The 15,505-nt window shown below is 42.5% G+C and carries 13 protein-coding genes and 1 pseudogene; 1 reads left to right on the top strand and 13 read right to left on the bottom strand.

Annotated elements, in window-relative coordinates:
- Window positions 1-5 precede the first annotated feature (5 nt).
- From dnaI to speD, 4 genes are all read right to left on the bottom strand, one after another.
- Window positions 6-944, bottom strand: a complete 939-nt coding sequence (gene dnaI, locus AC3ISB_RS20290; RefSeq protein WP_098369997.1) for a primosomal protein DnaI — start codon at window positions 942-944, stop codon at window positions 6-8.
- Window positions 931-2,349 (bottom strand): replication initiation and membrane attachment family protein, encoded by a 1,419-nt coding sequence (locus AC3ISB_RS20295; RefSeq protein WP_489274042.1) that lies wholly within the window; start codon window positions 2,347-2,349, stop codon window positions 931-933. Before AC3ISB_RS20295 ends, dnaI begins: the two co-directional genes overlap by 14 nt.
- A gap of 58 nt (window positions 2,350-2,407) precedes the next feature.
- Entirely contained in the window at window positions 2,408-2,869 is a 462-nt protein-coding gene (nrdR, locus tag AC3ISB_RS20300) for a transcriptional regulator NrdR (RefSeq protein ID WP_057911467.1), read from the bottom strand.
- A 268-nt stretch (window positions 2,870-3,137) separates the two neighbouring features.
- Window positions 3,138-3,518, bottom strand: a complete 381-nt coding sequence (gene speD / locus AC3ISB_RS20305; protein WP_034311443.1) for an adenosylmethionine decarboxylase — start codon at window positions 3,516-3,518, stop codon at window positions 3,138-3,140.
- Between the two features lie 585 nt (window positions 3,519-4,103).
- Between speD and AC3ISB_RS20310 the strand changes: the two are divergent.
- Window positions 4,104-4,345 (top strand): annotated as a pseudogene (locus AC3ISB_RS20310) (IS5/IS1182 family transposase); the annotation flags it as partial.
- Window positions 4,346-4,489: 144 nt separating this feature from the next.
- On the opposite strand, the gene AC3ISB_RS20315 reads toward AC3ISB_RS20310, so the two are convergent.
- The 9 genes from AC3ISB_RS20315 to AC3ISB_RS20355 all read right to left on the bottom strand — a co-directional run bounded on the left by AC3ISB_RS20315 (window position 4,490) and on the right by AC3ISB_RS20355 (window position 15,331).
- On the bottom strand, window positions 4,490-5,527 hold the full coding sequence (locus AC3ISB_RS20315) for a glyceraldehyde-3-phosphate dehydrogenase (protein ID WP_141993894.1): 1,038 nt from the start codon (window positions 5,525-5,527) through the stop codon (window positions 4,490-4,492).
- Window positions 5,528-5,686: 159 nt separating this feature from the next.
- Window positions 5,687-6,286, bottom strand: a complete 600-nt coding sequence (gene coaE / locus AC3ISB_RS20320) for a dephospho-CoA kinase (protein WP_098369993.1) — start codon at window positions 6,284-6,286, stop codon at window positions 5,687-5,689.
- A 23-nt stretch (window positions 6,287-6,309) separates the two neighbouring features.
- Window positions 6,310-6,942, bottom strand: coding sequence for a sporulation membrane protein YtaF (gene ytaF, locus AC3ISB_RS20325; protein WP_098369992.1), 633 nt, complete (start codon window positions 6,940-6,942; stop codon window positions 6,310-6,312).
- A 79-nt stretch (window positions 6,943-7,021) separates the two neighbouring features.
- Window positions 7,022-7,852 carry a DNA-formamidopyrimidine glycosylase gene (mutM, locus tag AC3ISB_RS20330; RefSeq protein ID WP_141993895.1) on the bottom strand — a complete coding sequence of 277 codons (831 nt, stop codon included), beginning with the start codon at window positions 7,850-7,852 and terminating at the stop codon, window positions 7,022-7,024.
- 19 nt (window positions 7,853-7,871) lie between these two features.
- Window positions 7,872-10,496: a DNA polymerase I gene (gene polA / locus AC3ISB_RS20335; RefSeq protein ID WP_489274046.1), complete on the bottom strand. Its 2,625-nt coding sequence runs from the start codon at window positions 10,494-10,496 to the stop codon at window positions 7,872-7,874.
- Window positions 10,497-10,623: 127 nt separating this feature from the next.
- Window positions 10,624-11,556, bottom strand: a complete 933-nt coding sequence (hflC, locus tag AC3ISB_RS20340; protein WP_098369989.1) for a protease modulator HflC — start codon at window positions 11,554-11,556, stop codon at window positions 10,624-10,626.
- A complete protein-coding gene (gene hflK / locus AC3ISB_RS20345) occupies window positions 11,553-12,587 on the bottom strand; it encodes an FtsH protease activity modulator HflK (protein ID WP_141993997.1) in 1,035 nt (344 codons plus the stop codon). The genes hflC and hflK overlap by 4 nt, the downstream gene beginning before the upstream one ends.
- Before the next feature lie 252 nt (window positions 12,588-12,839).
- On the bottom strand, window positions 12,840-14,615 hold the full coding sequence (gene pnpS / locus AC3ISB_RS20350; protein ID WP_141993897.1) for a two-component system histidine kinase PnpS: 1,776 nt from the start codon (window positions 14,613-14,615) through the stop codon (window positions 12,840-12,842).
- Complete coding sequence (locus AC3ISB_RS20355; RefSeq protein ID WP_098369987.1) at window positions 14,612-15,331, bottom strand: response regulator transcription factor; 720 nt, start codon at window positions 15,329-15,331, stop codon at window positions 14,612-14,614. The genes pnpS and AC3ISB_RS20355 overlap by 4 nt, the downstream gene beginning before the upstream one ends.
- Window positions 15,332-15,505: the final 174 nt, after the last annotated feature.

A 15,505-nucleotide genomic window follows, 5' to 3' on the forward strand; every position in this document is an offset into this window, starting at 1 on the left:
TTCCTTCATCTTCTCCGATTCAAGCCATCTAGCTTGACCGGCTCCGCTAAATATTGAATTCTTTCCATTATCCTGGCCGCCTTCACTTCTTCCTTCTCACCACGCTGTGAAAAGGTTAGGTGGTTTTCCAGGCCATTCAGGTCAAAATTCGAAGTGAAAAACGTCGGCAGGTTTTCCAGCATCCTAAATTGCAAAATCGGACCAAAAACCTCATCGCGTCCCCAGCTCGTCATGGACTCCGCTCCAATATCATCCAGCATGAGGACAGGTGCCGTTTTCACCATCTCAATTTTTTCATTGACCGTATTATCACCTATCGACCCCTTAAGTTCCCGCAAGTAGTCAGGGACATAGACAATAAGGGAGGAAATTTGCCTTTCTGCAAGTTCATTGGCAATCGCACCTAATAAGTACGTTTTCCCAACACCGAATTTCCCATATATATATAAGCCTTTTTGCATTTTACCTGGCTCATATTCCATAATGAACGACATCGCCTTACTTAAAACACCCAAGCGTTTGTTTTCATTATCCGTTTGAGTAAAGTCCTCAATGGTCGCCCTTAAAATATCCTTCGGTACATACAGGCTGCGGATCAATTTTTCCCGTTTCCGCTTTTCATCCTCTGCCAATTTCCGCGGGCAGATTTCATAATTCAGGTTCAGGGCCTTCCCTTGAACCACCAATTTGGGATAATACCCTTGCATCATATTGATGCAGCCATTCAAGCTTGGACATTTATCACATTTATTGCTTTGTGAAGTGAACTCATAAAGCTTCCCCAAGTTTTTATCAATCATTTCCTTCGTGACCGTCGAACTGTTGGCATTCAAAAATAACCGCACTTGTTCGTCTTCAAAAATCTCCTGTTTCAGCTTTTCATAACGCTGTTGAAATTGGTTTGTATTGGCCAATTTATTAAGGGATCTATTAATCTTTTCCATCGTTCATTTCACCTCCTGCTTTCCACTGCTTCCATTTCTCCTGTAGCTCGCGTTTCTGGGCATTCAATTCAGGCTGATCTGCATTCTGCTCCAGCTGTGCTTCTTCTTTTTTCTCAAGCCACTCCGGAACCACTTCTTCCCGTATCGCCTTTTTCCGGCTGCCCTTCGCAGCATTCCTGCTTCCTTGAGCCCAGTCCTGATATTTCCTATGTTCATTTTTAGCTAGTTCCATCGCCTCGACGACCGTAGAGACCTTCAGCCGTGCCCAATGGCCTGCCAGCTTTTCCACATAGCCCTTCGTGAACTTCATATCCGTTTTGAGCATGACGTATTCAATCAAGACATTGACGACACCCGGATTCAGCTTTTGATTGATCATCACGCCCTCAACCACTTTTAAATCACCGCTTGATGGCTCTGCACCGCCAGACAATTGCATCAGTCGCTCCCTTGGGGAAATCGTCTCCAAATGACGGATTAACTCTTGTTCCTGTGTTTTCGGTTCTTCTTTTTGTGTCCGTTCACGAATCGGCTGCACCCGATTGACTAGGGAAGGCATATCTGCCTGCCGTTCGATCTGGTACCAGTCCCTTGCCGCCTTTCTGAGCACTTCCTCATCGATCTCATCATCCAATGAAACGGCATCCATTACTAGTTTTTGCATTTCCAGCGGATCAATGCCATATAAAAAAGCAAGTTTGGCAATCGTACTTTTTATTTTCGGAGTAAAGGCCTTTTTCGGTACGATTGAGGATTTCATCCCGGCAAATAAAAGGTCAAAATCAAATAAGTCATCAAATCCCGATGGCTCGACGCCCTCCGTCCGATCGATGAATTGCTGTTCAGGCATCGGTTTCCATTCGTTCTTCGCTTCATCCGTTACATATAAAGAGTCCAAATGATCTGATGAGAATACTTCCGCAAAAGATTTAGTCACACCTTCATATTGATCGGTTAAGATATGATCATCACAAAAGAATCTTTTTAACCGGTTGAATTGCGCTTTGCCGATTTTTTTGTACAAGTAAATATTCAGCATTCCATCCGTGAAAAACTGCTGCGGGGAAAGCGGCGGGTTTAACTCATAGATGAATTCCTTCGTTTCATTTTTCGATTTCTTATATACATTCAACAGACCAATTCCTTCAAGTAAAAGGCGTGCTTCGTAAATATCACCTAACTTAAGGCCGATGGTATTCATTAATTGATAATGTGAGGAGGATTCCGACCATAGCCTGTTTTCCTCCAGCTCACTCCATAACGTCATATATAGGCTAATGCAGATAGGTCCAATAAGAGGTTGATATAGTCGGGTAAGTATTTTCCGATCATAATCATGAAGCAGCCCCGCAGATGAGACCAAATATGAATCCGCTGGGAGCAATTCTTGCCAATGCTTTGACATCTCCATTCAAACCTTTCAAAAGATGTAGTGAAAAAAGAGCCAAAGTGAATCTTCAGCTCTACTTTCTTTCCTTATTTATTAAATCTTTCAATTCATCGATAAAGACATTGATATCTTTAAATTGCCGATAGACGGATGCGAACCTTACATAGGCAACCTCATCGACTTCCGCCAGCTTGTCCATTACCATTTCGCCGACATTGTCGCTTTTCACTTCCGATATGCCCTGGTTGCGCAGTTCTTTTTCTACATAACTGGTAATTTGCTCTAGTTCCTTCAAGGGAACCGGGCGTTTTTCGCAAGCCCTGATTAAGCCACGCAGGATTTTATCACGACTGAACTCTTCCCGTGTCCCGCCCTTTTTCACTACAATAAGCGGTGTTTCCTCCACCTTTTCAAATGTCGTGAATCGAAAACCACATGCCTCACATTCACGGCGTCGTCGAATCGATTTACTTTCATCGACTGGCCTGGAATCGAGCACTCTTGTTCCGTTATATTGACATGATGGGCATTTCATCATTATCAGCTCCGTATTTTATGTAGGACTCCCCTATCTAAATGTTCCCCAAGGATTTACTTCTCTATCTTAATCTTATATTAAAAGGAACGGCCAGTACAAGTAAAAAGTGTAACTTCCAGCAGCAGGCACATTGGTTCTGCCCTTGGAGCACCTTTATCAAGGTCTTTGTGCTACAAGGCAATCCTTAGCTATAAAGTGAGCAGGCTGCCGATTCATTGCATTAAAAAAGAGATGCACCCATGGCATCTCTGTGTATACGTGTTTTTTATAGGGCACTTATATTAGCTTTTTTCATTTGTACAGGACCTAATCCACGTGGTAATTCTATGTTTTCACGTGTTTGCGCATTCAAAGCTTCTGCAATATAATCTGCCGCAATATTCGGATCCAAGTTACCGCATGTATAGACATCGATGCTCGCATAGCCGTGTTCTGGAAAACTGTGAATCGTTAAGTGTGATTCAGAAATGATGACAACCCCGCTGACTCCTTGTGGAGCAAATTTGTGAAAGGCAACTTCCCGTACCTCTGCACCTGATTTCAAAGCAGCATCAACAAAAATCTTTTCAATTAAATCGATATTGTTCAGTTTTTCAAAGTCACAACCCCAAAGTTCAGAAATGACATGTCTACCCATTGTTTCCATAGTGTAAGCTGTTTCCATATTAAGCTTCCCCCTTACCATGATTTAAAAATAAGTTCTGATAACTACCACGGGGGAAAGTTAGTCCAAAGAGGTCCTAACCCTTTAAGTAGCCATCATGCAAACCGCTTTTGAAGAAGTTCACGATTCATAGTATATATGGTTTGATTTTTTTTTGCAACTCCAAATTGAAATTTTGGAAAGATAAACTTTATATGTAATAGGGATATAGCGAAGGTTCCAATGTGGGGGGAATTCTGTTTTCCGGGTTTATTCAGCGCCTTAAAGCAGCCAGGAATTAATGGATCACTGCATTAAAAATAGCCCGCTAAAAAAATTTTAGCAGGCTCAGACTGTTGACAAACCCGATAATAATTGAGTTTGTCTACTGTTTTTTAGGTTTTTTATATTTGGCCGTTGATTGGAACGTAGGGCACTCGCTTTCCGAGGGCGGTCCGGGAGCCTCCTCGGCGCCATTGCGCCTGTGGGGTCTCCCTTGGACGCGCTTTTCCCGCAGGAGTCTCGTACCTTCCGTTCCAATCAACTTTGTTTTAACAGTAAGATAGAACACCTTTTACCTACAGTCTATTTAAGGAAGAAACCAAGGAGATTAAGGACAGTTCAACTGATACTGAGAGTAGCTACTATTTGAAGGATGAACGAACAAAACAAGTTTGCCTATTCGTTTCATGCGGCATCTAACCGCAATGGATTTGTGTTGGGGACGACCCGGAAATACGCATGATATTCATATCTTAGAACCTCTGGTTAAACAAGTGATTGAGAAAGTTGGAAAACCAAGAGCAGTTGCCGCAGATGCAAAAGAAAAGCATGATATGCGTTGGGTCAACATTCTCTATAACTGCTTCAAATCCAATAAAAATCAAAAAGGTTTCGGAATGTGACCATTTTGAAACCTTTTTGACTACAAACTGAGCCCGCTAAAAAATTTTAGCAGGCTCGATTTTTTTTCATTATTTTACTGATAGTTCGACTTCGGAAGTTTTTTTCAACTCGGATCCCACCAATTTCACAAGATCCACTACCCGGTTGGAGTAACCCCACTCATTATCATACCATGCAAGGACTTTCACTTTCCTGTCCCCAATCATCATCGTCGTCAAACCATCGATGATTGCAGAGTGAGGATTCGTTTTGAAATCACTTGAAACTAAAGGTTCCATCGTGAATTCCATAATTCCTTTGAGTTCATTCTCTGAAGCATCGATGAAGGCTTGGTTCACTTCATCAATCGTGACATCACGGTTTAAATCCACAACAAGATCAACTAGAGATACGTTAGGTGTCGGTACGCGGATCGCCATTCCATGAAGCTTGCCTTTTAATTGCGGCAACACTAGTGAGATGGCTTTTGCAGCTCCTGTAGTCGTAGGAATCATGCTTTCCGCAGCGGCACGGGCACGTCTTAAGTCTTTGTGCGGGTTATCAATATTATTTTGATCATTTGTATAAGAATGGATCGTTGTCATTAAACCGTTGTTTATGCCGAATTTTTCATCAAGCACTTTTGCAACCGGTCCAAGACAGTTGGTTGTACAAGATGCATTGGATATGACGAAATGCTTGTCAATTTCCAGCACTTCCTGATTTACACCCATTACAATGGTAACGTCTTCATTTTTACCCGGCGCTGATAAAATAACTCTTTTTGCTCCTGCATCTAAATGAAGAGCCGCTTTAGAACGATCATTGAATTTGCCCGTAGCTTCAATTACAATATCTATGTTCATCTCTTTCCAAGGCAATAGCTTTGGATCGCGGTTATTTATTAGTTTTACTCGGCGGCCATTCACTACTAGTGAATCATCTTCCGCTATAATGATACCGTCGAATTTTCCATGTATCGTATCATATTTTAGTAAGTGTGCTAAAGTTTCAGCTGGATAGCTTGCATTAATGGCAACAATGTCCAAACTCTCATCTAATATGGCCTTTCGGAAAACCATTCTTCCAATTCTCCCAAACCCGTTAATCGCTATTCTTGAATTCATTGTTCGGACCCTCCAGAAAATATTAATGTTATACTTATTACCCTTCACATGTAATTAGTATAACATAATTCGAAGGAATTGTGCTAATAAAAATGCGGATTGTACTTATTTTTTCAACACAAAAAGAAGAAACCGGGTGGTTTCTTCTTTTTATCATAATTATATGACATGCCATTCGCTAAGTATGGACTTCACTTGCCTCTTCGTTTCATTAATGTCCCCATTATTGTCGATGACGGCATCCGCTAAAGCCTTTTTATCGGCCAAGGGCATTTGCGAATTGATCCTGGCAAGTGCCTCCGTCTCCGAAAGACCATTCCTGTTCATTAATCGTTGCAATTGAACTTGCTCATCCACATAGATCAAAAGCGTCTTTTCCACCATGAATGTCAGCTTACTTTCGAATAGGAGCGGAATATCCATGAACACCGTTTCTTCCCCTGATGATAGTGCCTCTTCCGTTTTGAGGCGCATCCAATTCCTGACGGCAGGATGCACGATGCCATTCAATAGCAATCTCTTTTCCTGATCATTAAATATGATCGACCCGAGCTTTACGCGATCTATATTCCCATCCGGCAATAAGATATCTTCACCAAATGCCTTCACAACTTGATGATAGGCCTCTTCCCCTGGCTCAACGACAGCACGGGAAGCCAGATCTGCATCGACAATCGTGAATCCGAGTTCCTGTAAATAAAGGCTGACGGTGCTTTTCCCACTGGCGATGCCTCCGGTGATTCCAATGATTTGTCCCATAAGCTCCCCCTTTTAACCATGTATCATAACTTGAATAAACCGATGATAATCAATAGTACACCTGGAAGAAAGGTCAAATGCTGGACAACTTTATTATTTGAAAGCAATTTCCCGCTTTGAATTCCGCTCCAAATGAAAATTGAACTCATAACAGCGATGCACCCTGCGAGGATAATCGGCGAAATGCCGATCATAGCCGCTCCAACTCCGGCCCCGAACGCATCCAGCGAAAGTGCAAACCCCAGAACAAGCGCTTCAACACCCGTAATCGTACCTGATTTATCAAAATCGGCATTCAATGGTTTTTGTAAAATATTAATGACTACCCCAAGTGATTTAATTTCAAAATTAAAGATGATTTTTTCATGATATCTATCTTCTTTCAAATCTTTTTCAGGCTTAAAATACTGGTATACCATCCAGGCACCAAGGAAAATGAGGATGATGCCACCCGTTTTTTCAGCCGCCCCGATCGATATGAGCTGACTGATGAATTGTCCGATGACCATCGCAATACCTAAACTCAATGCAGAACAAAATGAGATGACCGCTATTGACCTTAAGGGGATTTTCATCTTCCGCATACCGAATGTCAAACCTACGCCAAATCCGTCAATACTAACTGCAAAAGCGAGAAAAATAATTTGTAGCCACATCGGAATAATACTCCTTCCCTACTCGTTGCTACCCTAGTATATGGATGGAGCCCATCCGATGTGTTTGAAAAAACATTAACTATTTTAGCGGCTGGCATGACGGGCAAATATGTGTGCCGCGTCCTGCAACAACCAGTTTTTCAAGGGGCGTGCCGCATATTTTGCAATTCTCGCCTTTTCGGCCATAAACATTCAGTTCCAACTGAAACATGCCGATTTGCCCTTGGGAATTAATGTATGAACGAATCGTACTCCCGCCTTTTTCCACAGCTTCACCTAACGTCGCAATGATTTCTGCATGCAACGTTTTGATTTCCTGCAACGAGAGTGAAGAAGCGATTCTCTCCGGATGGATACCGGAACGGAATAACGACTCGTCTACATATATATTCCCAATCCCGACGACAACCGTTTGATCAAGGAGAACGGGCTTGATTTTCCTGTTGGTTCTTGCCAACTTCGCACTAAGCCCCTCGACAGTAAAATCTTCAGACAGCGGTTCAGGCCCTAAATGCAACAGTGGCAGCCGCTCAAGTTCTTCCCCTTTGGCAAATAGATGCATCGTTCCGAATTTCCGGACATCCCTGTACCTAAGTTCACTGCCATCCGTGAAAGTGAAGATCACATGGGTATGCTTATCATACGGCTCTTCTTTTGGATGCACGCCGTACTTCCCTTCCATTCTTAAATGCGAAACCAACGAATAATCATCCAAGGTGAAAATGAGGAACTTGCCCCGACGGCCTATTCCAGAAATTGTCTGTCCCCTTAAAGCATCCTGAAACTGTTCGACAGGCTCAGGCGCTTTTATGATCTTTGGCCAGAAGACTGACACTTCCTTGATCTCTTTTCCGAGCACGAGCTGCTCTAACGTTCTTCTGACTGTTTCCACTTCTGGAAGTTCTGGCATTGCAATCACCTATCTTTTATTATTTGGCATCAAACCATGTTGGCCCGAAAGCATAATCCACTTTAAGGGGCACGTTCAATTCAATGGCATTTTCCATTTCCTCCGGAACGATCACTTTAAGGATTTCGAGTTCCTCAGGAGGAGTTTCAAAAATCAATTCATCATGCACCTGAAGAAGCATTCTCGTTTTAAGACCTTCCCGTTTCAGGCGCATATTCATGTTTATCATGGCTAGCTTGATGATATCCGCGGCACTGCCTTGAATCGGCGTGTTCATCGCTGTCCGTTCGGCAAAGCTCCTGATGTTGAAATTCCTGCTTGTTATCTCAGGTATATAGCGCCTTCTTTGCATCAGAGTCGTGCTATATCCTTTTTGACGGGCCTCATGTATGCTTTCTTCCATATATTCCTGAACACCAGGAAAGCTTCTTAAATACTTCTCGATGAACTCTCCGGCTTCTTTTCTCGTGATGCCAAGACTTTGCGATAGCCCGTAGTCACTTATACCATAAACGATTCCGAAGTTGACCGCTTTGGCATGGCGCCTCATGTTCGAAGTGACTTGCTCTGCCGGTACATGGAATACATCCATAGCTGTCCTTGTATGGATGTCCATCCCGGCCTGGAATGCTTCCACCAATCCGCTGTCATTGGCGATATGCGCCAGGACGCGTAACTCGATCTGGGAGTAGTCGGCAGCAAAAATGATCCAATCCTTTTCGGAAGGAATGAAGGCCTGCCTGATTTTCCTGCCTTCTTCCAGTCTGATCGGGATATTCTGCAGATTGGGATCTGTAGAACTTAACCGGCCGGTCTGGGTCAATGCTTGGTTGAACCGGGTGTGCACCTTGTCCGTTTTGCCATTGACCACTTTAAGCAACCCTTCAATATAAGTTGATTGCAACTTACCAAGCTGGCGATACAGCAATATCTCCTTAACGATATCATGCTTGCTCTCCAGTTTTTCCAGCACATCGGCTGAAGTCGAATAACCTGTTTTGGTTTTCTTCATGACAGGAAGCTCCAACTTTTCAAACAGGATGGCCCCGAGCTGTTTAGGTGAATTGATATTGAACGCCTCTCCAGCCAAATCAAAAATTCGGGCTTCGATGTTTCTTAAGCGAATGGCTAATTCCTGTCCCATGTTTTTCAATCGGCCTATATCCACCTTGATTCCCTGCCATTCCATATTGGCCAGGATGATCGACAGTGGCAGCTCCAGTTCCGTAAATAGGTGAAATTGCTCGAACTCTTGCAGCTTTTCAATCATCGGTTCTTTCAGAGAAAGGATCGCCTTCGATTTTCTGGCGATATGCTCCCTCAATTCCGCTTCCTCAGGTATTTTGCGTTTTGCACCTTTTCCATAAAAAACATCATCTGTTTCAAGACGGATCGCACCTTGTGTTTTCGTGATTTCTGCCACTTCGTCCACTGACTCTGCGGGATTCAGGATATAGGATGCCAAAAATACATCAAAATCGATGCCCTTTATTTCGACTCCTCGATGACGCAGTGCCACAACCGTACGCTTCGCATCGAATACCGTTTTCTTTTTTGTTTCATCCTCTGCCCAGGATTTAAATGCCCCGGAACTCAGAGCATCATCCCCATTGAAGTAAAAATTACCTTGTTCATTACTGATGGCGATCCCCATTATATCGGCACGATGATAATTATCTTCTAATATCTCAACATATAAGGCACTTTCATCTGCAAACATTGCTTCTGTCATTTCGGCAGTGTGCACCTCTATCTTCTCCTGTTCAAGCGGTGCACTTTCCGTTACATCCAATTTATCGAGCAAAGTCGAAAAGCCAAGCTCCTTATAGAATGAGATGACTCTATCCTGGTCCATGCCAGTGTACTCGGTCTCGTTTACGGAAACTTCAAGCGGCGCTTCCCTCGTTATCGTAGCCAGCTCTTTGCTTAATAGGGCCAGGTCTCTATGTTCTTCTATTTTCTCTTTCAATTTTTGTCCGCTTACCTCATCAATCGACTGCAGAAGGTTTTCAACCGTTTCAAATTGATGCAATAATTTAAGGGCGGTCTTTTCACCAACACCCGGAATACCGGGAATATTGTCGGAAGCATCTCCCATCAACCCTTTTAAATCAATGATTTGCAAAGGGGATAGACCGTATTTTTCATGTATATGCTTTGGAGTGTATTCCTCAATTTCAGTAATCCCCTTTTTCGTGATGGAAACCGTCGTACTAGGGGAGGATAATTGTGTTAAATCCTTATCACCGGAAATGACCTTCACTTCAAAACCATCTTTTTCCGCTTGTAAAGACAGCGTACCGATAATATCATCGGCTTCGTAGTTCTCCAGTTCATACCTTTTTATTTGAAAACAATCAAGCAGTTCGCGAATGAAAGGGAATTGCTCCGATAATTCTGGCGGCGTTTTTTGGCGCCCACCCTTATATTCTTTAAATGATGCATGTCTGAATGTCGTTTTACCCGCATCGAATGCCACAAGTATGTGCGTTGGCTTTTCTTCTTCAAGAATGCGGTTGAGCATCATGGTGAATCCGTACACGGAATTCGTATGGACCCCCTTATCATTATTCAAGAGCGGAAGCGCAAAAAACGCACGGTATGCAATGCTGTTTCCATCTATGAGTACTAACTTTTTATCCAAATCCGTCTTCCTCCAGTCATACATGTTTATGTAGTTATAGCTTCTATATAAAAACGCAAAAAGCCGTTCATTTTCTTTCTCTATTCTACCATGAGTAGAAGCGGAAAGAAAAATGACGGCATCAAGGTTATTTAGTATTTCCCATTAACAAGCTGGCATAAGGGGAATCCGAAGGCAGAACGATGACCGTTTGATCTCCAATCGTTTTTTTGTAGGATTCAAGAGTCCGGTATAGTTTATAGAATTCGGGATCTTTGGAAAACGACTTATTATAGATTTTCGCTGCTTCCCCTTCTCCTTCAGCCCTGATCACTTCTGCATCAGCCTCTGCAGTAGAGAGTAATTCTTTCACTTTCCGATCAGTATCCGCAATGATACGGTTTTTCTTCGCATCACCTTTGGATAGGTATTCTTGCGCTTTCGATTCCCGCTCGGAAATCATCCTCTTGAAGACGGATGCTTCGTTTTCGGAGGGTAAGTCAGTCCGCTTTATCCGGACATCCGTCAAGCTGATTCCATAACTGTCCTTTTGCAGCAGTTCGTTGACTTTTTCGGTTATGCGGTCGTTTAAACTTCCCCTGGATGATTTCTCATCATTGATGATCTCATCATAATTCAGCTGGCCCAGCTCTGAACGAACTGCCGAATAGATGAACTCTTCCATTTTCGTTTCGGCATTCTCAAGTGTCCTTGCATTTGTAATCAATTTCTTCGGATCTTCTATTCTCCAAACTGCATAGTTATCGATCAGCATCCGCTTTTTATCTTTCGTATTGATTTCCGCTTCGGAAACATCAGAAGTCATCTGATACTTCGGCAAGGTCATGACACTCTGAATGAATGGCACCTTCGCCTTCAATCCCGGGGTCTTATCGATCCTTACCACCTCACCGAATTGGCGGACGACTTTGTATTCTCCCTCTTTGACGATATAGACATTGGTGAGGATGATTAGCAGCAACGCGATGAAAATAATCAGGAAAATGCCGATTCTCACATAGCCCCTCCAATGAAAATCCCCTTTTTTCAACTCAGAGAAATCTATTATTTTTCCGCTCATTGTTTAGTGCCCCCTTCCCCTGTCGCTTTTTCTTCCGATGCATTCCCTATTTTCGTTTCTTCTTCGGGTATAGCGGCTTCATCAGGGGCAGGAGTTTTTTTCGTTTCCTCCTTTTCAAGCGAGCGAAGCGGCAAGTACTTCATTGTGTTTCCATCATCATTCATAATATACATCTCTGCATTCGGCATTACTTCCTCAAGGGTTTCAATAATAAGGCGGTCCTTCGTAATCCCCTTATTGCCCTTATACTCACTGAGTAATTTTTCAAAAACCGCTACATCCCCGCGGGCAGCTTCCGTACGGGCAGCTTTATCCCCATTAGCCTGTGAAATGAGGGCATCTTTTTCCCCTTCCGCTTCATTCATACGCTTATTTTCATATTTATCCGCTTCGTTGATTTTCGTATTCGCCGTTTCCCGGGCATCCGTTACATTGGTAAATGCTTTCCGAACTTCTTCATTCGGCAACTCCACGTCCTGGAGTTTAACCGCAGATATGGAAATCCCGACATCATATTTCTCCATTAGCTGTGACAATAAATCGCGTACATCCGCTTCGATTTGCGCTTTTCCGGATGTAAGGGCATCATCGATTTTCGTGCTGCCGATAATGCTCCGTAATGCAGCTGAAGTCGTATCGTATAATATTTTTTCTGGATCATCCGCATTGTATAGATATTTTGGAGGGTCGGTGATTTTCCACTGGACCACCAGGTCGGCCAGCACAATATTTTCATCACCCGTAATCATTTTGGTCTCACTCGGGTAATCCTTCACCTCTCCATCCTCTTCCTTATATCCAAATTTAAGACTGAATGTTTCTTTGGATAATTTCTCGACCGATTGAACGGGCCAAGGCAGTTTAAAGTGAAGTCCTGGTTCCGTTATCGTTTGCTCCACTTTACCAAACGTCATTATGACAGCTTGATCGGATTCATCAACCGTGTACCAGGTCGATATCGCAACTACACCTAAAATTAAAATAAGAAAGACAAGTCCTGTGATCGTATATATCCTTTTTAAGCTAACGATATGTATCACCCCTTCTTTGCAGTTATATCTTATTTACGCAAGGAAGGGCCTAAAGTTTCATAAAAATAAAATATTTTCCCAGGAAAATAGGATAGAGGAATGGTTCCCGGGGAATATAGCCAAAATTAAAAGACAGAGACTATGTCTCTGTCAATGTTTAACTCCTTGGATGAGGGGTTGTACAACCATTGTACCCCTGCATTATGAAGTCCATTTTAAGGAATTGTAAAGGATATGTAAATAAGAAATCCGCTACATTCCTTTTAAGCTTTTATTTAATGTGACTGTAAAAGTCGTCCCGGTTCCAGGTGTGCTTTCCACATTGATTTTACCTTTATGGACTTCTATTATATGCTTGACGATTGCCAGTCCAATGCCCGTTCCTCCTGAATCGCGGCTCCTCGCCTTATCGATCCGGTAAAACCGTTCAAAGATCCTCGGCAGTTCTTTTTCTTCGATGCCGATCCCACTGTCCTGAACTGCAATATCGACCGTCTGTTCATATTCAATGATATCAACGGTGACCCTGCCGCCATTTGGTGTATAGGTCAATGCGTTCGTAATCAAATTGATGAAAACCTGTTTGATCCTGTCAGATTCCCCTTCAATGAATACAGGTTCCGGTGATGTTTTAATTTCAAGGGATACTTCTTTTTCTTTCAGCTTGCCTATAAGCATCTCTTGTATTTCGCCAAGCACTTTCGTAATATCCACGACCCCTGCGTTTAAAACGAATTCCTGTTGCTCCATTTTGGATAAATTCAGAAGCTCCTGAATGAGTTCTTGCAGCCGATCACTTTCTTTCAGGATAATCGATAAAAAGTGCTTTAAGGTCTTTTCGTCTTTTAAGGCGCCATCCAACAAAGTTTCAGAAAAGCCTTTAATAGAAGTGATCGGGGTTCTCAATTCATGGGACACATTAGCCACGAAATCCTTCCGCATCTGCTCGAGCCTTTTCAATTCGGTGATATCATGGAAAATGAGGAGGATCCCCTTCCATTCATCATGATTCCCGATAATGGGAGCCCCGTAAATCTCAAAATGCTTACGTTCTATGGCAAGCGGTATCTTCACCTGTCGTTTAATCGTTTTTTCCGTTCGAAAGATTTCTTCAATGATGGCTATGACTTCCTGATCTTTAATGACCGAATAATATTCCTGAAACAAAAACGTAGCGGAATTCACACGGAAGCTTTTCTTGAATTCCCGGTTGATTAATGTGGTATACCCTTTACTGTCTATCAGCAAGACACCACTACCGATGTTTTCAACAAGTGTTTCCAAACGATCCTGATTCATTTCCCTCGCAATCTCTGTTTCCTGAAGATTCCTCGCCAATATGTTCAAGGAAGTTGTCAGCATTCCCGTTTCATCGGAATGCCGCCCGAATGTCCGGGTTCCATAATTCCCTTTTGCCAGTTCAATGGCCGCCATCGTCGCTTCCTCGATCGGACGCGTATAATATGAAGTGATTTTGCTTGCAAGCATGAGAATGATGATCAAGGCAACCCCTAAACAAATGATCAATATTTGCCACATTTGTTTATTCACTTGATTGATGGCCTCTATTTCATTGCTATGTACGACAAAGCCTTCAATCTCCCCATCCTTTTCAATCGTCTTCCAATAATAATGGAGGTCCGATTCGCCTTCGACCACTTCATACCCTTCCCCTTGCTTAAGCCCTTTTTCCAAAGTTATTTTACGAAGGACATTGGCATGGCCTTTAAATATTTCATTGGATGATGTCGAATCGTATAATATTTCCCCATTCGTGGAGAGAATGGTTAAATTTGAATCTAAAAGGGGTGTCAGTTTTGCCGTCTTCCCTTTTTCCAAAAAGGACTCAATCCCGCCATGCTCCTGAATATATGTAGAAATGAAAAATGTTTCGTTCTGTATACGGTCATTGAACGTTTTAATATAATAGCTTTTGAACAAGTGTCCTAATAAAAAGCCCACGGCCATCAGGACGACCATCACCAATGTGATGAGGGTATATAAGAGCTTTTTACGATAGGTCGTCATTCTTTTTTAGGCTCCTCAAGCTTATACCCCAAGCCTCTTATCGTTTTAATATATAAAGGTTTTTTTGTATCTTTTTCTATTTTTTCACGAAGATGGCTAATATGGACATCGACGATTCGGGAGTCTCCCGCGAAATCATAATTCCATACCGCACTGAGCAGTTGATCCCTGGTCAGCACTCTTCCTTTATTCTTCGCCAAGTATAAAAGTAATTCAAATTCCTTTGGAGTCAATTCTAATTGCTGTTCATCAAAGAATGCTTCGTATCGTTCCGGGAACACTTTCAATTCCCCTAATTTCAAGAGGCCATCTTCTTGATCCTGACTTGAATCACTACCGTTAGCTTGTAACTGGGATCTTCTTAAAATGGCTTTAATCCGGGCCACTACCTCCCTAGGACTGAATGGCTTGGTCAAATAATCATCCGCCCCTAGTTCAAGTCCCAGCACCTTGTCAAATTCATCGTCCTTAGCTGTCAGCATCAAGATCGGTATATTGATTTTTTGCTGGCGAAGCTGCTTACATACTTCAAGCCCGTCCATTTTAGGCAGCATCAAATCCAATACCACTAAATCGGGGCGTATATCCACGGCAGCCTCCAGCCCTTGTTCTCCATCCAAAGCTGTGATTACCGAATAGCCTGCTTGTTCTAAATTGTACTGAAGTAAGGTAACTATTGATTGTTCATCATCCACTACGAGAATTTTCTTTGACATTAGATCCTCCTGAATTATGTATTACCCAAAAGACCAATTTCTTGGTCTACTCATCCAATTCCATTATAAAGAATATTATATGAAATTTACACATAAAAAAAACGGAAAGTAAGTTATTCCTTATCTTCAGCAGGGTGTTTATAAGTTCCCAGGACTTTTGAAGCAAAAAAAACT

This window comes from Peribacillus sp. GL_122, from assembly GCF_057835005.1.